The following is a 19,694-nucleotide window of genomic DNA, read 5'->3' as shown; positions in this document are numbered from 1 at the left end:
GCGGTGTCAGGTCATCCGTTCGAGTGCATCGAGGATGAGGTCGAGCCCGAAGTCGAACTCGGCGCGGAAGTCGTAGCCGGGCTGGAGGACATGGCCGGTGGTGAACTCGGTGAGGTGGGGGTAGGTCTCGGCGGAGAGCGGCTCGATGATGTCGCCGGCGAGGTCGGCCATCTCGGCGCCGCCGGTCGCAGGGAGGTTCGCCTCCTGGAGGGCGAACCCGTAGACGTAGCTGTCGAGCAAGGCGTAGGCGTGCGCGGTCATCTCCAGCGACAGTCCGCCGCGCCGTAGGCAGCCGAGCACGGCGTCGTGGTGGCCGAGTGTTTCGGGCCCGGGGTTGGTCCGGGACTCCATCAGCGGCGCAGCCCACCAGTGCCGACTCAGCACTTCCCGGGCCGACACGCAGCGATGGCGCATCGCGTCCTTCCAACCCAGTTCGGCCGGCGGCCGTTCGATCTCGGCGAAGACGCGATCGACCATGCCGTCGACGATCGCGTCCTTGCTGTCGAGGTGGTGATAGATCGTCATCGGCTTGGTGTCGAGTGCATCGGCGAGTTTGCGGATCGTGAACGCGTCGACCCCGATCTCGTCGGCGAGCGCGACCGCGCCGTCGAGCACGCGGTCAGCACTCAGCCTTGGCCGCTTCGATTGAGGCCGCTCCTGCGTGCTGGACGCTGCCATTGCTCCTCCATTCGGGGTTCCGGTTGCCAACAGTACTAAGTACGACTAGGGTACGCAACATACCAGTACTAAGTACGAACACGGAGAATGACATGCACCGCTCGACCGAGCACACACCAGGCAGTCCGGCCGCCACACCGTCGTCCGCCACCACTCCCACGACGATGCGCGCCGTCACCCAACGCACGTACGGCTCCGCCGAGGTGCTGCACGTGGCGAACATGGAGCGGCCCGGCATCGGCGCAGACGAGGTTCTCATCCAAGTCGAAGCCGCCGGTCTCGACCGCGGCGTCTGGCATCTCATGACCGGCACGCCCTACCTGATGCGGATCATGGGCTTCGGCTTCACCAAACCGGAGAACCCGGTGCTCGGCATGGACGTCGCCGGCCGCGTCGTCGAGGTCGGCGACGAAGTCAGCCGCTTCGTCGTCGGAGACGCGGTGTTCGGTATCGGCCGCGGCACCTTTGCCGAGTTCGCCGTCGCGAAGGAGGCCAAGCTGGCCCACAAGCCCGACTCGGTCAGCTTCGAACAAGCCGCCGTCTCCACGATCTCTGGGATCACCGCACTCCAGGCCCTGACGAAGGTCGGCCGGCTCGAATCGGGCCAGCACGTGCTCGTGATCGGTGCCTCCGGCGGTGTCGGCTCGTTCACGGTTCAGCTGGCCAAGGCGCTCGGCGCCACCGTCACCGGCGTCGCCAGCGGCGCCAAGCTCGACACCGTCCGATCCCTCGGCGCCGACCGGGTCATCGACTACACGACCCAACACATCGACGAGGGGGACGAGCGCTACGACCTCATCATCGACATCGGCGGCCGCAACCCCCTGTCCCGACTCCGCCGCGCCCTCACCCCCACCGGCACCCTCGTCATCGTCGGTGGCGAGGGTGGTGATCGGTTCACCGGTGGCATCGGCCGCCAGCTCCGCGCCGCCCTCCTCTCCCCCTTCGTCAAGCAACGTCTCGCGTTCTTCATCAGCACTGAATCACTCGAGTTCATCGAATCCCTCGCGGCCCACCTCGCCGATGGCACCATCACCCCCACCATCGGTCGGCGCTTCGACCTTGCCCAGGTCCCGGCCGCGATCGCCGCCATGGCAGCCGGCGAGCTCACCGGCAAGGCCGTCATCACGGTCCGGCAATGACCGCCGGCACCTACCGGCTCGCCGCGGACCGGGTCTTCCGTCGCCATCGCCACACGGTCGGGTTCGTCGCCGCCTCGATCATCTGGGCCGCCGTCATGATCGACACCGGCCAGATCGCGTGGCCCCTCGCGATGTGGATTGCCACTGCACTCGGCCCCCTTTCGCTGCATCGGCACCGATCCCGAGATGACCCGTGAGCCTGCCGGGCCGCAGGTTGGTCGGACCTCACGCCGCTCCCTGGTCCGTGCGAGCGGCCAGGGTCCGTGGCGCTAGCGCGCCGAACTCGTGGTGGAGCGTCGGGCGCGGATGACGATGTCGTCGACATGAAGAGATGCCGATGCGGCGCCGGGTGGCCGTGGTCGCTTCTCGGCGACGTCGATCGTCCAGGCCGGATCGTTGCGGAGTGCGACTTCGACGTCGTCGACCCGGACGTAGGCGTCGGGGTCGAAGGCCCGGCTCGTCGTGCGGGTGTCGATCGGGTGGCGCATGGGTTCGGTGTCGTGGCTGACCATGAGCAGGGTGCCGCCGGGAGCGACGGCCCCGAGCAGGTTACGGATGGCGCGCCCGTCGCCGGTTCGCGGGATCGATGCGTAGTGGGCCGTGACCAGATCGAACTGGCGTCCGCCGTAGGGGTCGAGGGCATTGGCGTCGGCGTGGAGGCACTCCACGTGCAGCTCGCGGCGTTCGGCCTCGGCAGCGATGACCGCGAGTGCGGTGGTGGAGATGTCGGATGCGGTGACGGCCCAGCCCCGTTCGGCCAGCCAGATCGCGTCGCCGCCTTCACCCGCTCCGACGTCGAGCACTGTCCCGGGCGCGGCACCGTCGAACTCGGCGACCAGGGCTCCGTTGGGGTTGCCGCTCCAGATCCTGTCCCCGGCGTAGCGACGGTCCCAGTCGGCCTGGTTCGACGAGTGCCGCCCGCCGGCGCGCAGGTCATCGTGGGCGAGACCGACGGCGATCATCCCGCCGACCCGGCTGCCGTCGGCGGCGGCTTGGAGAACCTGCTGGGTCGGGTCGGTCACGTTCCCGGCGGCCCATACCCCCGGCACCGCCGTCGCACCCGTCCCGTCGGTCTCGATGATCGTGCCCAGTCCCGTCGGGTGAGGCACCGACGTGAGCCCGAGTGAGGCGAAGGGGGCCGTCGCCACCTCGAAGCGCGGACCGACCACCACGGCGTCTGCGCCCACCACATCCCCCGACTCGAGTTCGACTCCGACGAGGGTGCCATCGGAGCCGGTGGTCAACCTCGCCGCCCGCGTTCGCTCAACCCTCACACCAGCCGACACCAGTGCGTCGAGTTGATCGGGTCCGATCCCGTCGTCGTCGTGCACGACGACGGTGAATGCGTCGGTGAGTTGGCGAAACAGCGCGGCGGGGTGGAGGCCCATCGGATGGCTGACGATCTGCACGATCCGGCGATCGCGGACCTCGTAGCCATGGCAGAAGGGGCAGTGGATCACACCTCTCCCCCAGTGCTCGGCCACACCGTCGATGTCGGGCAGCACATCCACCAAGCCGGTCGCCACCAACAACCGGCGGGCCACCACGGCATGCCCACCCGCCAGCTCTGCCGTGAACGCCTCGCCGTGGCGGGTGACGTCGACAACCCGTCCGTCGAGCACCTCGCCGCCGTAGCTGCGCACTTCTTCGCGTCCGAGGTCGGTGAGCTCCGATGGTGGGGTTCCGTCGCGACCCAGAAAGCTGTGCATGACCGCGGCCGGCGCATTCCGAGGCTCCCCGGCGTCGACCACGATCACCGATCGACGTTGTCGCCCCAGCTGCAGCGCAGCGGCCAATCCCGCGGCGGAACCGCCGACCACGAGAACATCGCAGTGACGTTCGATGACACGGTTGTGATGACCACTCATGCCACGGACAGTACGCTGGATGTCATGAAGAGGATGTCGGCTTGCAGTATTCGCAAGATCGTGTCGACGGCAGTGAGCTGATGATCACTGATCTCGACAAGATCGAGCACCTCGTACGGTCCCGGTTGCGCAGCCTCCGCACCTCGATGGGGCTCTCACTCGACATTCTCGCTGAACGCACCAACCTCAGCGCATCCACCATCAGCCGCATCGAAACCGGCAAACGCACGATCAGCCTCGACGTCCTCATCCCCCTCGCCGCGGCGCTGCAGATCGACCTCGACTCCCTGCTCGATCTCAGCAACGACGACGATGTCGTCATCCGGCCGCAACCGAGTCAGTCCGGTGACCGCACGACCTGGATGCTGAGCCGGCCCACCGGCTCGACCATCGCCCTCAAACAACGCATCCGTCCGAGCGCCCGCCGACCGCAGCAGCAGGTCCATCCCGGCCACGATTGGTTCTTCGTCCTCGAGGGGCGCGTTCGACTCTCCCTCGGCGACCGAGACATCGTCGTCGAACAGGGCGAAGCGGCCCAGTTCACCACGATGACCCCGCATGCCATCACCGCCATCCACGACGACGCCGAGGTCATCATGATCTTCGACCGCGACGGCCACCGCGCCCACATCCACGAAGACCACGACACCCGATCACCGCAGCGCCCGTGAAGGACCGGCGGCCCGGTCGCGTCGTCCCAGGTGAGCAGGGCCGTCCACTGTTGCCGACGGAGACGACCGACCGAGCCCGCCCACGCTTCAGCCGAGTGTGAACCACCAGTCGTCGCCCGACACCGAAGACTCGATGCGGAGGAGCAGACCCGGACCGTCGGCCGGGTCGATCTCGCGACAGAGGTAGGCGAACGGTGAGCTTCCGCCCCGTTCGATCTCCAACGCCGGATCGAGGAAGCCGTCGCCGGAACCTGCGCAATCGCTCTCCTCGCCGTAGACGGTGTCGCCCGCCACGAAGCTGAACGTCAGCCGTTCGCCCAGCACGATCGAGGGCTCGGCACCGACGTGATCAACGGTCACCTGGGCGGTCGCGAGCGCGCCACCGTTCACGGGGCCGGCGCCGCCCAGCTCGGCGACGATGTCGGCGTTGTCGAGATTGACATCGCGCAAGGCGACGAGGAGCCCGTCGGCGTCGATGACGAACCCCACGTCGGCCGGATCGGACCGATCGGCGCCGAAGCCATCGAGGCCGTCGGCGGGCTCGATGTCGTCGCACTCGTCGAGGTGCCAGCCATCGCTCTCGAGCACCCAGGTCTGTGCGAGCTCCTCGACGAAGGGCGCATCGGCGCCGGACAGCAGGAGGAGCACCTCGCCCTGCGTACCGTCGAACGACGACACCGTGCTCGCCGACACGCTCATGGCCGAGAGGTCGATCCCACCGGCCTCGATCCGGAACCGGCGGCCGTCGAGGTGGCTCTGCACCGCGCCGAAGCCGAGCCGGTCCCGGCACGCCGCCGAGAGGGTGTCGAACCAGGCATCGTCGTCACCCGCGACGAACGCCTCGAACATCTCCTCGGCCGTGGCCTCGAGCTGGGAAGAGTCCCCCGTCACGGCGCCACCGCCCCCGTCGCCGGGGGCTGCCGCGTCGGGCCCGTTCTCGCCGGATGCAGCACCGACGGGCCCGTCTCCACCGCCGTCGTCGCCACCGCACGAGGTGAGCAGCAGGGCGAGCGCCACTGCGACAACCAACCGCAATCTCGTCGAGTTCACCATGCGCCTACGCTAGTCGGCTCGAAGCCGGCCGGTCCGCCGAACGGGACCCGGGTGAAGACGGTTCACCTTCGAGTACGTCGATGCCGATGAGGGCGTCGGCGGTGATCAGCGAGCAACCTCGCCGGTCGTCTTGCTGCGGAGGAGGACGACGCCGGCCCAGGCAAACCAGGCGATGGATCCGAGTCCGAAGATCATCCCGACGTCGGAGAGGCCGGGGATGAGCGTGATTAGGCCGGCGGCTGCGCTGACGATGCCCAACACGTTGAGTCCGGTGGGGAGACGTCCCGAGCCCCAGGCGGCGAGGCTCACCAGCAGGATCCACATGCCACCGACGAGCTCGTTGCCGCCGCCGAGGCCGTTGGTGACGGTGTCGATGCTCGACCAGAGCGCTGCGGCGGCATCGGGATCGCTTTCGTCGAGGTCAGCGACGGCAGTGATGCCGATGTTGGAGATCATGCCGGTGGCGAACATGAGGCCGGCCCAGATGTAGGCGAAGATGGCGCCGATGTCGGCGAGTTGCGGGCTGACGTCGGTGAGACGCTGACGCATCGCCCGGGCGAGCGGGATGATCGCCGCGCCGAATACGAGGAAGATGACCAGGTACCACGCGAAGAGTGTCGACTGGTGGCCGACGAGGAACTCGACGGACTCGGCCGGGGTCGCGTCGTCTTCGGTGTAGTCGCTCAGGCTGGTGACGAACAGGGCGATGCCGAACAGGAACGTCGCGGCGGCGATCAGGCCGCCGATGGCGCCCGCTCGAGTCGTCGCCCGTGTGGTCACAGCGTTGTTGGTCGTCACGGTGGTCATGGTGTTTCCTTTGCTTGGGTTGGGTGGTCAGGGGATTCGGGGGCCGCGGGCATGACGCTCACGATCTCGATGGCGAGGGACGCGAGCTGGTTGATCACGCCGTGCAGGTGGGCGGCGTCGCGGATCTCGCCGATCAGTCGGGTATTGCGACCAGCGATGGTGTCGATCGAGAAGTCGTCGCTGAGCCGGGCGAGGAGGCGCTCGCTGGCGTGGCCGCGGATGACGATCTGGTAGGTGATCGGCTCGTTCATGCCCTCACCATCCGAAACTTCCGTGTGGTTCGTCCTCGCCTACGGCCGGATCTCACCCGGGTGATACCGCGCGGTACGGAGCCGACGACGACGGTGAACCGGCCCTAGTATCCGGTCATGGGATCCGGCGGTGAGACGGCTCTGGTGGCGACGAAGCTGGCGCCGCCGACCCTGCCGGGCCTGCTGGTCGACCGCTCCCGTCTCGACGAGACGCTCGACGCCGCCGTGGCGGATCCATTGGTTCGCGTGGTCCTGGTCAGTGCGCCGGCAGGATCCGGTAAGTCGATCCTGGCGGCGGCCTGGCAGCAAGACCGTTCGGACACCGCTTGGCTCCAGGTCGATGCAGCCGATCGTGACGCCGCTCGGTTCTGGGCCCACGTCGTGGCCGCACTGACCACGGTCACTCCGACCCTCGAAGGCAAGATCGAATCGCTGATCGCCGACTCTGCGTCGGCCCCGGGGCCTTTGATCGACGGTCTCGTCAACGCCCTCGCCGAAGGCCAACCGGTCGCCATGGTGATCGACGACTACCACCTCGTCGCCAGTCCGGCGGTCGATGATGGCGTCGAGCGGCTCATCGAGCTCGCTCCCGACAACTTCACACTGGTGCTCCTGACACGTTGGGATCCGTCGCTTCGTCTCTCGCGCCTGCGCGTTGGGGGGCGAATGGTCGAGGTCAGGGCGACAGACCTGCGCTTCCTCGAATCCGAGGCCGCCCACCTCCTCGGCCACGCATCAACCGAGGCCGAGGCGCTCGCCGACCAGATCCGTGTGCTGTGCGATCGCACCGAGGGCTGGGCGGCCGGCCTGGTGCTGGCGCGCCTGTCGTTGACCGCAGCACACGACCGCGCCGCCTTCGTGGAAGCCTTCCGCGGTGACGACCGGCTGGTCGTCGACTACCTCAGCGACGAGCTCTTCGCCCAAACCGAGCCCGAAGAGCTTCGCCGCCTCCTGGCCACGTCGGTCCTCGACGAGATGTCGGGGCCGCTGGTCGACGCCGTGTGTGGGAGCAATGACGGAGCGAGCTGGCTGACGGACCTCGCCAATCGGAACCAGCTCGTGGTGGGGCTCGGGCGTTCGAACGAGTGGTACCGATACCACCACCTTCTCCGCGACATGCTTCGGCTGAAGGCCGAGGCCTCGGGACCGATCGACGAGTGGCATCGTCGCGCCGGTGCCTGGCACCGGAAGCATGGCGATCTCGACCGCTCCGCCGAACATCTCCTGGCCGCCGGCGATCTCGACGAGGCGGCCGATGTGATCGCCGCCCACTCGATGGACCTGCTCAACCTCGGCCAGATCGACACCGTGAGCGGCTACTTCGCCCGCCTCGGGCCGACTGTCGACACCCACCTGCTGTGCTCGGTCACGCAGGGCTGGATCCACGCAGTGAGAGGCCACGCGCACGAGGCCGCCCGCTCGCTCCGCCAGGCCCGCGTCCTCGAGGCGTCACATCCGCCGGATCCGTTCGCGTCCGGCCTCATCGCCGGCCTCGATGTCATGCTCCGACTCAACGAGGGCAACGTCGGCCGAGCCATCGCGGCTGCGTCGGCAGCTCCACCGATCGCCGACGCGACCCAGACGCTGCTCCTCGGCCAGGCGTTCGTCTGGGGTGGCCGCTTCGACGATGCCGAGCCGCTTCTCGACCGAGCCGCTTCGCTCGCCGACGAGCACGGCGATCAGTACGGTCTTTCCGGGGTGCCGGCGCTGCAATCCATCGTGGCGTTGGAACGCAACAACCTCGAAGACGCCCGTCGCTACGCCACCGAGACGGTCACGGTCATCGACGAGCGAGGCGCCCCGGCGGGCACCCACGGCGCCCTTGCCCACGCCGTGCTGGCCCGTACCGCGACCGATCCCGCCGAGGCGCTCGTCGCCGCGGAGACGTGCAGAACACTCACTGCCACATCGGTGATGCCGATCGCCGCCGCCTACGCCCTCGCCAGTGCGGGCGACGTCCTCTCCCTGCACGACGTCGCCGACGGAGCGGACCTCGTAGATCGGGCGCAGTCGATGCTCCAGCGGTTGCCCGACCCGGGCATCGTCGCCCCGTACCTCGCACGCGTCCAGGCTCGGCATCGGCTGGACCACGAGGCCACCACGACACCGACCGTGGTCGACGACCTCACGGACCGCGAGATGGCGGTCCTTCGCTACCTCCCATCGCCGATGTCACAACGCGACATCGCGAGCGAGCTCTTCGTCTCGCTCAACACGGTGAAGACGCACTGCCGAGCGATCTATCGCAAGCTCGGAGCCGGCGATCGCAAAGCCGCGGTGCAGGCCGCCCGCGACGCCGGCCTGCTCTAACGAGCGCGTCGCAACAGCGGGGGCGTGACCACGCCCTCACCGGGCGTCGGGGACGCTGACCTCACCCGGGTGAGATCACCCCGCGTGCGATGACGCGTCACACCACCGGCAGCGACGGTGGCTTCGTGCCCATCGCCGACCGGAACGATCGTCACCATGACCACCGCTCCTGCGCTGCTCATGGTCCCGACTCGACCCGTCCCGATCCCCCTTCACCAGGAGACAACCTCATGAAACGCACCACCAACCTGTTCATCGCGGCGAGCATCAGCTCCGCCCTCCTCGCTGCTGCGTGTGGCGATGGCACCGAGATCACCATCGGTGACCAACCCGACATCGAGGCGCCTTCGGTCTCGGTCGCGAGCGTCGCCGACGATCGAGACACGCTCGACTCGGTCACCGACGAAAGCATCAGGCTCCCCGACGGCTGGTACGAGATGGACGGCTACGGCACGGTGCTCCACGTCGACGGCGACGACATCACCTCGCACTACGTCACCACCTCGACCTGCGTTGTCGGCGGTACCGTCGAAAACGAACTTCCCGTCGATCACGCAGAGGACGACGGAGTCATCACCCTGAACCTCATCGGCCAGACGACCGACTATCGGCTACTGCCGCTCACCGGGCCGCTCGACTGCGACAGCAGCGAAGCGGACACCCTCCTCGCCCTCGACGAGCTCTTCACCGCCCACTATCCCTTCTTCGACGAACGCGGCTTCGACTGGCCGGCCGCCATGAGCGAGCTCCGGACCGCCGTCGAGGGCGACCCCGACGCGTTCGAAACGGCGTTTGCCGAACTGCTGATCGAACTGGGCGACGGACACACCACCGTCGAGGGCGTCGACATCGATCCCGACGTCGACGCGTTCGGCCTGACGGGCGTCACGACGCTCGGCGAACTCGAGGCTGGCATCGGCACCGAGTTCGATCGCACAGTGGCATCGGTCGACGACATCACCGCCGACGCAACCGGTTCGGTGGCCTGGGGCCACCTCGACGCCGGCACCGGCTACCTGATGATGGTCGCCTTCCACGGCATCAGCGCGGACGACGACGCCGCGGCCGATCTCGCTGCGCTGCGCACCGCACTCGACGAGGCCATCGCCGACCTCGACGACGTCGACCGATTGGTCGTGGACATGCGGTTCAACGGTGGCGGCTACGACGATCTCGCCGCCGTCGCGGCCGGCTACTTCGTCGACGATCCGACCCCGGCCTATCGCAAGTGGGCCCACGCCCAGCCCGACGCCTTCGTCCAGACCGTCGTCATCGAACCCGAAGCAGCCTTCTTCGAGGGCGCGGTTGCGGTCGTCACGTCACCGATCACCGCCAGCGCTGCCGAAGTCTTCACCCTCGCCATGACCGAGGTCGCCGACGCTGCCGTCGTCGGTAGCCCCTCGTTCGGTGAGTTCTCCGACGCCATCGACTGGGTCCTGCCCGACGGCACCGAGTTCACCCTCTCGATGGAGAACTACACCGACCTCGACGGCGCCAATCACGAGGCCACCGGCATCCCCGTCGACGTCCCAGCGCCCTTCGACCAGGCCATCGCCGCCGCCATCGATCACCTCGCCGCCACCTGACCGCCGGCGCACCGACCACCACCTCACCACGAAAGGACCCGAGCCATGCTCGACCCCGAAACCACCGACACCCCCACTCCCCCGGCGCCAACCGGCGTACCGCTCTCCTCGCCGACAAGCGAGACCCGGCACGAGCCGGTGAAGCAGGCAGGGCGGGCCTGGCCTCGACGAGTGCTCGCCGCTGCGATGCTGGTCATCGCAGTCGGCGCCTGGGCAATCGCCCAGGTCTACCAACTGCTGTTGTTCGCACCCGCCGCGATCGCGGTCGGCAGCGTCGTGCACCGTGGCGTCGCCGCCAAGCAGGGTCGGCTCAACACCTCGTTGTTGTCGTCGTCGCTGAAGCCGGCGAACCGGCCGGCCATCGCACAGCTCGTCCTGCGCATCACGCTCGCCGTGCTCGTGGTCGCCGCTGCCGACATCGCGCTGCTCGACATCGAGGCCGGTGGCTTCCCCAGCCCCACCACCCAGTGGCTCCTCGTCGTGGGACCGCTGTTCGTCTTCGTTCCGCTCCAGCTGATTCCTACGAGCACGGTGTCGCGGTCGCTCAACGGAGTCGTTGGTGTCGTCGCGGCGTTCTTGGCCTTCCAGCTCTACCAGGTGCACTACAACTCCAGCGCCGAGGACGCCGTCACGATCCAGGCGCCGTTCGACGGTGAGTGGCACGTGCCCTCGGCCGGGAAGAGCTCGCTCGTCACCCACCACTGGACCCCGCTAGCTGATCAGCACTACGCCGTCGACTTCTTCATCGAACGCGACGGACGCACCTACGACGGCGACACCGACGACCTCACCTCCTACTACTGCTGGGACCAGCCACTGCTGGCCCCGGCCGCAGGGACCGTCGTGGCTGCCGAGGACATCCACCCCGACCAGCCCATCGGCTCTCAGGAGGGCGAGAACCTCGCCGGCAACACCGTGGTCATCGAGTTCGGACCCGATCTCTACGTCCAGCTCTCCCACCTCCGCTCCGGCTCGGTCGCCGTCGAGGTCGGCGACCAGGTCGAGGTCGGCGACCTCGTCGGGACCTGCGGCAACTCCGGCTTCAGCCTCGAACCTCACCTGCACTTGCAGGTCCAGGACACCCCGCAATCGAACAACGATTACAGCCGCGGCGACGGCGAATCCCTGCCGTTCCGGTTCGACGACATCACCCACATCCGCAACGGCGACGAGACCGACGACCAGACCAGCCTCTTCCGCCGCAACGACCGAGTCAGGACCACCTCATGACCACCTCCCACACCCCACGAACCGACGACCTTCAGCTCGAGATCGACCGTCTCGTCGAGCGAGCCGTCAGCGCGCGTCACGTGCATTCGCTCGTCCTCGCCGTTCGTAACGACAACGGCCTCACCGCCGCTGCCTTCGACGCCGCCGGCCGACTCGCTCGCGTCTCGCGGGTGCCGAGCCGACTGGTCCGTGCGTTCGGACGGCTGATCAGCCCCATCAACCCCAACGCCGGCGCCAACCTCCAGATGTTCGCCCTCATGGGCCAACGCGACATGATCGGCGACCCCGTCGGCGCCCACCACCTCACCGACGAGTTCCGGGCGCGAGCAACCCACAGCCGACGCGCACATTCCCGGTCACGCGGCGGAGCCGACCCTCGTGCAGGAGTGACGAGCAATCGCCGTCGGCGGGAGACATAGCGTATGCTACGGTGGACAGTATGACCACTGGTGATCGGGGCCTGTGCGTGGACACGGCCAACAACACCGACCTGTTCTTGACCGGCGCCCGGACGATCGGCGTGCTCGCCATCTTCGCGCCCCTGTCGAGACGGCTGTACACGCAGGACGCGTCATGACCTCGGCTCGCGAGCGCATCATCGACGCTGCCCTGACGCTCGTCTCCGAGCACGGCCTCGCCGGCGTCACCATGGTCGCCGTCGCCAAGTCCGCCGGCGTGGCCCGAGCCACCCTCTACAACCACTACCCCGACATCCCCAGCATCCTGGCCGACGCCGCCACCGCCCACAACCAGCACGCCATCGACGGCCTGACCCAGGCCCTGAGCGTCATTTCCACCCCGGCCAAGGCCATCGAACAACTCGTCCGCCACATCGCTGCCATCTCCAGCCACGGACACACCCTCGCGACCCACCACGACTTCCCGCCCGAACTTCGAGACCAGCTCTCGGCGTTCGACACCGAACTCGAGCAACGAATCCGCTCGATCCTCACCGATGGCATCGCCAACGGAGACTTCCGCCCCGACCTCGACCCCGACATCACTGCTCTCCTGCTGCGCCACGTGCTGACCGGCGTCTCCGAACTCGTCGCCGCAACCCCTGAACGTGCCGCCCGCATCGTCGATGACGTCACCGTCACCCTTCTCGCCGCCGTAACCACCAAACGGGAGGACCCGCAATGACCTGGAACATCAACGGCAAACACGTCCTCGTCACCGGCGGCACCTCCGGCATCGGGCGCGCCACCGCCGCCCAGCTCGCCAGCCGCGGCGCACGAGTGACCATCACCTCACGAACGCTCTCCTCCGCCCAGCGCATCGCCGACGAACTCACCGCAGCCACCGGCACCCAGGTCGAGCCAGCGAGACTCGACCTGGCGTCCCTCGATGCCGTGCGCACCTTCGCCGGCACCTACGCCGACCGCCACGACCGGCTCGACATCCTCGTCAACAACGCGGGGACCATGGCAGGCAAGCGACGCACCACAGAAGATGGCTTCGAATGGACGCTCGCCGTGAACCACCTTGGCCCCTTCCTTCTCACCAACCTCCTCACCAACCTCCTCACCCCGCTCCTCATCCACAGTGCGCCCGCCCGCGTGATCACCGTCAGCAGCGAGAACCACCGGGGCCCCAAGCGTGGCCTCGCCTTCGACGACCTGCAGATGACCCACGGCTACTCGCCATCGAGCGCCTATGCCGCCTCCAAACTCGCCAACATCTTGTTCACCGTCGAGCTCGACCGCCGCCTCGGGCCCGACGGCGTCATCGCTCGTGCGCTTCACCCCGGCGTCGTCGCCACCAACTTCGGCAAGGGAGCCGGCAGTCCGCGTTGGATGGGTCTGGCGATGACCCTGCTCAAGCCGCTCTTGGCCACGCCCGAGAAGGGCGCTACGACCAGCGTTCTGCTCGCCACCGCCCAACCCGACGAACTCGAAGCCTCCGTCTATTGGGCGTCCGGCAAGCCGAAACAACCCAGCGACCCCGCTCTCGACCAGGCAGCCGCACGGAGGCTGTGGGACCTCTCTGCGGAGCTCGTCGCTCCGCCCAGTTGACACGGCACCGGGAGCTATGCTCCTCGCCCTCGTTCCAAATATGCAGGACGACACCTCATGGTGGAGCCGGCTGACCTGGGCTTTCACCGCTCTCCTATCTTGGACGGGAGACTTCGACTCCCAGCTCCGACACGGAGACAAAACCGCAGGTCACAGCCCTGCAGCCGACCTCAGGAGGACGCGACAAAGCCCCGGCCGCCGAGCGCACGACGCTCTGACCAGGGCTTTCGCGAAACATGTCGGAGGGGGGACTTGAACCCCTCATCGGCGGCTCCGCTGCGTGTCGAGCATTCGCTGTCTCTCCAGCTCAGAGCCACTCTCGCCGTCCAGCCACTCCAGCTGAAATCGTCGATTCAGGCCCATTTCCGAGGATTCTGATGACACGGTGATGACAAGCGACACAAGTCGCGTCGACGCCCCGGAGCCGCTCGCCGCCCTTGGCTCCGGCGAGCATTCCGCCCGCCGAGCAATACTCAGCCCTACTCCCCCACCAGCTCGGCGAACGCAGCGGGCGTCAGCACCGCCGGGCGCTGGTCGGGCCACTCGAGCAGATCCTTGTCACCGGTCACGATGTAGTCGGCGCCGTGCTCGCGGGCGAGGGCGACAAGGTAGTCGTCGTCGATGTCTCGGGTGATTGCCTCGATCTCGATCGGGTCTGGGACGACGTCGGCAAGAACCCGGAGCGTTTCGACGAACCGCTCGGCGACGTCGAGCGGAATCCACTTGCGCATCCTCGGTCGCTGGGTGAGGACGTCTTCAACCTCTGCGACGAGTTCCGGGCAGATCACGACGTCGAACGCGGCCGCTCCGGCAAGCCAGGACTGCACGATCCGATGGGCCGGCCCGCTACGGATCGCAGCCGACACCCACACGTTGGCATCGAGCACCACCCTCATGCCGTTGCCGGATCAGCGAGAGCGTCGACGACGCCGCACCGCTCGAACCTCTTCGACTGCGAGATCCGTGGCGTCATCGTCGGACAGATCGGCGTTGGCGGCCACATTCGCCGCGATCTCAGCACGTGCTCGGGCGGCGTAGTACTCCCACGCCGACTGGCGACTCATCCCGAGCGCCTCCCCGACTTGCTCCCAGGTCGCTCCGGCATCACGTGCTGCAGCGACTTGCTGGCGGCGGAGTTCGTCGAGCTCGGCTTCAGTGCGCGCCAACGCCCGCAACGCATCCAGCGGATCTGCCGGCAGCTCATCGGTGACGATCACACCCATGGCTGTCAGGATAACCTGACGAGCGGGTGCGGGCAATCAATTGCTGCGACCGAGCACCTCGTCGACAACGGCCGCCACCTCGAGGTCGGGGAAGCCGGTGCTCTTGCGAAGCGGCCCGCAGGGAGTACCTGCCATCCGCAGCGAGAGAGCGAGCAGGTCGTGGGGGAAGCCGTCGGCGCAGCCGAGGTCCGTCGCGTTCACCAGGCACTTGCCAGAATGGATCTGGGACGGTCGGAGAAGAACAGTCTCCTGCGCACGATGCTGTGGCATGCCGACGTTCTGGAACGTCATCTGGCTGGGTTCGGATGGCAGATTGCCGTCGCCGAGGAACCCACGTTCTTCACGAGCGACAATCCGGTTTCCCTGTTCGATCCCGAGGGACGGGTTCCCCAGGGCTTCTCGGCATTCGTCCCGCCTCGAGGAAGCATGGTCCTCCTGCCCCTCGACCCTCGCCATGTCCTGGTTGGATCACAGGATCCCTTCGGTCCGACGATCATCGAATGCACTTCTGATTTGGCGCTCACTACTCGTAGCTTGACGCTTCGCGGCTTCTTCGAACAGTTGATCCTGCCGCTCGAGCTCGCAGAGGAACCCTCTACCGTTCCCCCGACGAGGGAGAAGCTCAACGAGCCAGCGATCACGATCGAGCCCTCATCCGGCGGCGAAGTGCCGCGAGTTGACCTCCCGGACTTCTTCAACCCCGTTGTCAAACAGCGATGGCTGGACGCAGGCGGCGAGCAACTTCTTGCCGAGTGGAACTCCCAAGACTGACCCGCCTCTCCGATTCGAGGCCCGTTTCCGTCGCACCCCAAGCGGCTCGATCCCCTCGCAGCGGAACCGCCCAGAGAGCGCTCTCAGGGACACGCTGCTGATGTGTCGGAACGGACAAACATCGGACACATCTGCAGGTCCTGCCGGACCTGCAGATGATGACGCCGCGGAGAGATGGCCTACCATCTCTCCGCAACGCTCGCCGGCAAGCCACCACCTTCGCTCTGCGCCGTGGCAGGCTGCTCACGTGGCGGTCGGCGACACGAACACTGACGACGAAGGCATCGCACGTCTCGTCGGCGAAGCAGCCTTCCGGCGGGTCCATCTCGAGCGGCTCTCCAATCAGACTGGGTCGAGCGGCGAGCAGACGCTGATCTCCAGTACCGAGGACCTCATCCCACGCCCACGCGGCGCAGCGCTACGAGTCCTCCTCGGCGAACTCGAACGATCAGGCATCTCGATCGCCGGCACGTCGTTCGACGCAATCCTCCTCCCGAGCGGATCGACGATCGACTTCCTCGACGCCGACAACGTCAGGCGACTCCTCCCGTCGATCACCTTCGTCGAGATCAAGTCGACGAAGAAGCCGTCCGTTCGTGAGGACTTCGGTGGGTTCTTCTTCTCGCTCACCGAGAAGGAGATCGAAGCCGCTCGCCAACTCGGCGACCGGCACATCGTCATCCTCCAGAACCTCGTCACCGGCAAGCTTTTGCAGACGAGCGTCGGCGAGATCGCAACTCGCTCCCGATCGACCACCTGGCAGGTCTCGGTCCAGCTCTGAACTCGGACCCGACTGCTCGGACCTCTCGTTCATCTCTCTTCCATCTCTCCATCGAGAATCCTCGGCGGAAACCACGGAGAGATGTCCCGATCGGCGAACCGCCGGGGCCACAGATGAGGGCATGGAACCCAACACGCCACTACCGCTCGCGGAGTACCCCGAGCTGATGACCGTCGCCGAGACGGCGCAGTACCTCCGCATCGCGCTGAGCACCTGCTACCTGCTCACGAGCATGCGCCCGAACGGCAGGACGCTTCCCGCCGTGAAGATCGGCGGCCGGACCTTCATCGTCCGTGACCGCCTCGCCGACTACCTCGCACCCAGCAGCCACTGACCCGACCGCCACCACTGAGTGGCCCGCTGCTCAGCGACCGCAAGCTCGTTCGTCCCCGAACTCGAAGAGTTCGCCCCGGGACAGCTCCAACTTGCCCCCGCCTCCGCCGCTGGCCCTTGGGCAGCCAACGGGCCGGGACCCCGGCCCGTTCGTGTCACAGGGCGACACGACCATCACCATCGAGGAGGACCACGCCATGGCCGGCAGCCGCAAGACCAGCAAGCCCAACATCCGTAGACGGGGCGACACCTACACCTGGTACGCCTACATCACCGCCGGCGACGGCACCCGACGCCAGATCAGCCGAGGAGGCTTCCGCACCATCGCCGAAGCCGAGGCCGACCGCATCCGCCACCTCACCGACATCGGCCAAGGCAACTACGTCACCCCCGACCGCATCACCGTCGCCGACTTCCTCCTCCACGAATGGCTCCCCGCCCGACGCACCGACCTCGAACCCTCCACCTGGCAGAGCTACGAACAGAAGATCCGCCTCCACGTCATCCCCCACATCGGCGCCATCGGCCTCCAACAGCTCACCCCCACCGACCTCAACACCCTCTACCAACAGCTGCTCACCGGCGGCCGCCACGGCCCCGTCACCAGCCGACGCCACCCACCCGAACTCGTCGACCGCATGCTCACCCTCAAAGCCGAAGGCCTCACCGCCGCCGGCATCGCCGACCTCCTCCGCTCCGAGGGCCACCCGAGCGCTCAGGACCTCACCCGCCACGCCGTCGCCGGCATCCTCCGCCGCCAAGCCGCCTCGGTCCGAGACACCCCCGACCCCAGAGCCGGGCTCTCCGCCCGAACCGTCCTCATGGTGCACGGCATCCTCGCCAAGGCACTCGCCGACGCCCTCCGATGGAACCGGGTCTACCGCAACGTCGCCAAGGCCGCGACCCGGCCCAGCTCCAAGCAGGTCCGCAACCTCGCCCGCAAGACCTGGACACCCGACGAACTCCACCGCTTCTTCGACTGGCTCGGCGACAACCGCTACCGGTACCCCTTCGCCTTCGCCGCCACCAGCGGCTGCCGCCGAGGCGAGATCCTCGGCCTCCGCTGGACCGACGTCGATCTCGAGCGCGCAACCGCCACCATCGCTAACCAGATCACCACCGACCGAGACCACAGCATCGTCCACAAGGACATGACCAAGACCCACGACAGCTTCGTCATCCACCTCGATCCCGCGACTGTCCAGCTCCTCGCCGAGTGGCGAGCACGACAGAACGACGAGAGGACCGAGATCGGAGGCGCCTACCAGGACCACGGCCTCGTGTTCTGCCTCGAGGACGGGCGCCCCTACCACCCCGAGCGGTTCAGCCGTGAATTCCTCCGTAAGCAGCAACAGCACAACAACACCGCCGAGCCCGACGGCCAGCTACCCCGGCTAACCCTCCACGGACTTCGCCACACCTGGGCAACGATCGCTCTCGCCAACAACGTGCCGCTCAAGGTCGTCAGCGACCGCCTCAACCACTCGACCACGCACATCACTGCCGAGGTCTACAGCCACGTCACCCCGCCCATCGCACGAGACGCCGCCGACCTCGTCGGCGGACTGATCCTGAAGGGTGACGCCTTGGGCCACCCGGCGAGCGAGGATGTCAACCCATGAGGCGAAACCAATCGGCGAGCGTGAGTCGCAGGCGAAGCACCTCGTCCTCGGAGAGCTCCGAGCAGTGGGCAATCGGTCCCCGCAGCAAATTCAATCGGGCGAGTACACCGATCGTGCCCTTCCTGCTGTTGAACAGATCGCCAAAGGTCTCCCAGTTCGAGTCGATGATCGTACTCAGCTCACCAAAAGTCGTGTAGTCAATCGGCGCCGACGACCGGGCGGTGACTGCAGCATCGTGCTCGCGATCGACATTCCGCTTGACGTTTTCCTTTACTGACATCGGGACGACAACCTTGGGTTCATCCGCTTCCCACCAGTCGATGCCAAATACCTCCTCGAGTCTCTCGGCGACCATCTCGCGAATGAAGTTCTCAAGACAGTAGAAGATCTCGTAGTGCTCCGCCATGGAAGTAGCTGAAGCACGAAGAACCTCAGGGAACTGAGGGTAGAAGGTACGGTCCCGGTCCGACTTCTCGCCACTCGCCGGGATCAGCTCCAAATCCAGACTGGCGGCAAGGGAACGTAGCTCGGCGTTGACGAGACTTCGATTCATGTGAAAGAGCTTCAAATCGTCGAACCAACTCACGAGAGCAGATTCTCCTTAAGAGCCTTGAAGATTGCGTTGAACACCTCAACATCGTCGGTGTCGGGAAGATTGATGTAGATGTTGTGGCTGAAGCGTACCTGGCCCAACTGTGCGGAAGCTGTGAGACCGTCCCCCACAGAACTCGGTACACCCGCAGCCGACGGAACCCCGGGCGTCTCGAACGCACTGCGGGGTTCCTCCACCACCGGCGGGGTCGGGTCTAGTTCGAAGTTGGCAAACTCCTTGAGCGCGAGAAAGGTCTTCACGATGGCTCGAAGTGTCGAGCCGTCCTCAAGGCCAGTGACTTCCACGACGAGCCCCGTCAATCCCGATTCATCTAGCGCGTGGGCGTACTCGTTTCGCTTGTAGAGCTCGGGGTAGCCCTTCCGAATCATCGCCGCCATGGCCTGCTCCGACTGAGCCGGGTTTCGGAACTGCCCGTAGTACGCCGTGGGCGATCCGTCGGTGCCGAGGAGCCCGATGCGCTTTGCGAGAGAGATAAACGGTCGAGCGCCCCCACCCGAAAAGCCGAGAACCGTTTCCAGGTAGTCCTGGGAGAAGCGATCCGGCGTTTTTGCCTCCTTGATCTTGTTCAGGATCTTGGTCACGTTCCCGTAGGCATTCATGTATGGGGGGTAGTCAGCCATTGGGTTCCTCAGGGCTCGCCGAACAACACCACCGTAGCGCCACCTGGTGACGGGCTCGACCGGATTGCGGGGCGACGTCCGCACTAGATCACTCGCAGGCGGCGGAGCGCAGGGTGGCGA

The 19,694-nt window shown here is 66.9% G+C and carries 24 protein-coding genes; 14 read left to right on the top strand and 10 right to left on the bottom strand.

Features of this window, described 5'->3' with window-relative positions; translation table 11 throughout:
- Window positions 1-6 precede the first annotated feature (6 nt).
- A complete protein-coding gene (locus R2707_03470; protein MEZ5244130.1) occupies window positions 7-615 on the bottom strand; it encodes a TetR/AcrR family transcriptional regulator in 609 nt (202 codons plus the stop codon).
- Window positions 616-770: 155 nt separating this feature from the next.
- Between R2707_03470 and R2707_03465 the strand changes: the two genes are divergently transcribed.
- Complete coding sequence (locus tag R2707_03465; protein ID MEZ5244129.1) at window positions 771-1,820, top strand: NAD(P)-dependent alcohol dehydrogenase; 1,050 nt, start codon at window positions 771-773, stop codon at window positions 1,818-1,820.
- On the top strand, window positions 1,817-2,017 hold the full coding sequence (locus R2707_03460) for a hypothetical protein (GenBank protein MEZ5244128.1): 201 nt from the start codon (window positions 1,817-1,819) through the stop codon (window positions 2,015-2,017). The genes R2707_03465 and R2707_03460 overlap by 4 nt, the downstream gene beginning before the upstream one ends.
- Window positions 2,018-2,089: 72 nt before the next feature.
- On the opposite strand, the gene R2707_03455 is transcribed toward R2707_03460, so the two are convergent.
- A complete protein-coding gene (locus tag R2707_03455) occupies window positions 2,090-3,688 on the bottom strand; it encodes a bifunctional NAD(P)/FAD-dependent oxidoreductase/class I SAM-dependent methyltransferase (GenBank protein ID MEZ5244127.1) in 1,599 nt (532 codons plus the stop codon).
- A 41-nt stretch (window positions 3,689-3,729) separates the two neighbouring features.
- On the opposite strand from R2707_03455, the gene R2707_03450 reads away from it, so the two are divergent.
- Window positions 3,730-4,359: an XRE family transcriptional regulator gene (locus R2707_03450; protein ID MEZ5244126.1), complete on the top strand. Its 630-nt coding sequence runs from the start codon at window positions 3,730-3,732 to the stop codon at window positions 4,357-4,359.
- An 87-nt stretch (window positions 4,360-4,446) separates the two neighbouring features.
- On the opposite strand, the gene R2707_03445 is transcribed toward R2707_03450, so the two are convergent.
- The 3 genes from R2707_03445 to R2707_03435 form a co-directional block, all read right to left on the bottom strand.
- Window positions 4,447-5,412 carry a hypothetical protein gene (locus R2707_03445; GenBank protein MEZ5244125.1) on the bottom strand — a complete coding sequence of 322 codons (966 nt, stop codon included), beginning with the start codon at window positions 5,410-5,412 and terminating at the stop codon, window positions 4,447-4,449.
- Between the two features lie 105 nt (window positions 5,413-5,517).
- Window positions 5,518-6,219 (bottom strand): DUF4386 family protein, encoded by a 702-nt coding sequence (locus R2707_03440; GenBank protein MEZ5244124.1) that lies wholly within the window; start codon window positions 6,217-6,219, stop codon window positions 5,518-5,520.
- Entirely contained in the window at window positions 6,216-6,470 is a 255-nt protein-coding gene (locus R2707_03435; protein MEZ5244123.1) for a hypothetical protein, read from the bottom strand. Before R2707_03435 ends, R2707_03440 begins: the two co-directional genes overlap by 4 nt.
- A gap of 117 nt (window positions 6,471-6,587) precedes the next feature.
- Here R2707_03435 and R2707_03430 point away from each other — a divergent pair, with 117 nt between their 5' ends.
- From R2707_03430 to R2707_03400, 7 genes are all read left to right on the top strand, one after another.
- On the top strand, window positions 6,588-8,780 hold the full coding sequence (locus R2707_03430) for a LuxR C-terminal-related transcriptional regulator (protein ID MEZ5244122.1): 2,193 nt from the start codon (window positions 6,588-6,590) through the stop codon (window positions 8,778-8,780).
- Window positions 8,781-9,010: 230 nt separating this feature from the next.
- Entirely contained in the window at window positions 9,011-10,366 is a 1,356-nt protein-coding gene (locus R2707_03425) for a S41 family peptidase (protein ID MEZ5244121.1), read from the top strand.
- Between the two features lie 45 nt (window positions 10,367-10,411).
- Complete coding sequence (locus tag R2707_03420) at window positions 10,412-11,596, top strand: M23 family metallopeptidase (protein MEZ5244120.1); 1,185 nt, start codon at window positions 10,412-10,414, stop codon at window positions 11,594-11,596.
- Window positions 11,593-12,015, top strand: a complete 423-nt coding sequence (locus R2707_03415) for a hypothetical protein (protein MEZ5244119.1) — start codon at window positions 11,593-11,595, stop codon at window positions 12,013-12,015. The genes R2707_03420 and R2707_03415 overlap by 4 nt, the downstream gene beginning before the upstream one ends.
- A 20-nt stretch (window positions 12,016-12,035) precedes the next feature.
- A complete protein-coding gene (locus R2707_03410) occupies window positions 12,036-12,173 on the top strand; it encodes a hypothetical protein (GenBank protein ID MEZ5244118.1) in 138 nt (45 codons plus the stop codon).
- Window positions 12,170-12,739 carry a TetR/AcrR family transcriptional regulator gene (locus tag R2707_03405; GenBank protein MEZ5244117.1) on the top strand — a complete coding sequence of 190 codons (570 nt, stop codon included), beginning with the start codon at window positions 12,170-12,172 and terminating at the stop codon, window positions 12,737-12,739. Before R2707_03410 ends, R2707_03405 begins: the two co-directional genes overlap by 4 nt.
- Entirely contained in the window at window positions 12,736-13,611 is an 876-nt protein-coding gene (locus R2707_03400) for an SDR family oxidoreductase (GenBank protein MEZ5244116.1), read from the top strand. The genes R2707_03405 and R2707_03400 overlap by 4 nt, the downstream gene beginning before the upstream one ends.
- 479 nt (window positions 13,612-14,090) lie before the next feature.
- On the opposite strand, the gene R2707_03395 is transcribed toward R2707_03400, so the two are convergent.
- From R2707_03395 to R2707_03385, 3 genes are read right to left on the bottom strand one after another with little or no spacing between them, the layout of a single operon-like run.
- On the bottom strand, window positions 14,091-14,507 hold the full coding sequence (locus tag R2707_03395; GenBank protein MEZ5244115.1) for a putative toxin-antitoxin system toxin component, PIN family: 417 nt from the start codon (window positions 14,505-14,507) through the stop codon (window positions 14,091-14,093).
- A gap of 12 nt (window positions 14,508-14,519) precedes the next feature.
- The gene (locus R2707_03390; GenBank protein ID MEZ5244114.1) at window positions 14,520-14,834 is read right to left on the bottom strand and encodes a hypothetical protein; all 315 of its coding nucleotides are present in this window, start codon (window positions 14,832-14,834) and stop codon (window positions 14,520-14,522) included.
- Window positions 14,835-14,870: 36 nt separating this feature from the next.
- Window positions 14,871-15,035, bottom strand: a complete 165-nt coding sequence (locus R2707_03385; GenBank protein ID MEZ5244113.1) for a hypothetical protein — start codon at window positions 15,033-15,035, stop codon at window positions 14,871-14,873.
- A 15-nt stretch (window positions 15,036-15,050) separates the two neighbouring features.
- Here R2707_03385 and R2707_03380 point away from each other — a divergent pair, with 15 nt between their 5' ends.
- The 4 genes from R2707_03380 (at window position 15,051) to R2707_03365 (ending at window position 18,341) form a co-directional block, all read left to right on the top strand.
- On the top strand, window positions 15,051-15,605 hold the full coding sequence (locus tag R2707_03380) for a DUF4238 domain-containing protein (protein ID MEZ5244112.1): 555 nt from the start codon (window positions 15,051-15,053) through the stop codon (window positions 15,603-15,605).
- A gap of 247 nt (window positions 15,606-15,852) precedes the next feature.
- Window positions 15,853-16,386 carry a hypothetical protein gene (locus R2707_03375; GenBank protein MEZ5244111.1) on the top strand — a complete coding sequence of 178 codons (534 nt, stop codon included), beginning with the start codon at window positions 15,853-15,855 and terminating at the stop codon, window positions 16,384-16,386.
- A gap of 121 nt (window positions 16,387-16,507) precedes the next feature.
- Window positions 16,508-16,720: a helix-turn-helix domain-containing protein gene (locus R2707_03370; protein MEZ5244110.1), complete on the top strand. Its 213-nt coding sequence runs from the start codon at window positions 16,508-16,510 to the stop codon at window positions 16,718-16,720.
- A 151-nt stretch (window positions 16,721-16,871) separates the two neighbouring features.
- Entirely contained in the window at window positions 16,872-18,341 is a 1,470-nt protein-coding gene (locus tag R2707_03365; protein MEZ5244109.1) for a site-specific integrase, read from the top strand.
- Here R2707_03365 and R2707_03360 read toward each other — a convergent pair.
- Window positions 18,331-18,927: a Swt1 family HEPN domain-containing protein gene (locus R2707_03360; GenBank protein ID MEZ5244108.1), complete on the bottom strand. Its 597-nt coding sequence runs from the start codon at window positions 18,925-18,927 to the stop codon at window positions 18,331-18,333. The genes R2707_03365 and R2707_03360 overlap by 11 nt on opposite strands.
- On the bottom strand, window positions 18,924-19,574 hold the full coding sequence (locus tag R2707_03355; GenBank protein MEZ5244107.1) for a DUF5343 domain-containing protein: 651 nt from the start codon (window positions 19,572-19,574) through the stop codon (window positions 18,924-18,926). Before R2707_03355 ends, R2707_03360 begins: the two co-directional genes overlap by 4 nt.
- Window positions 19,575-19,694: the final 120 nt, after the last annotated feature.

The organism is Acidimicrobiales bacterium (assembly GCA_041394245.1).
Classification (GTDB): Bacteria; Actinomycetota; Acidimicrobiia; order Acidimicrobiales; family Aldehydirespiratoraceae; genus JAJRXC01.
Note: the sequence above shows the minus strand (reverse complement) of the source record. Positions and strands in the feature narration are given on the sequence as shown.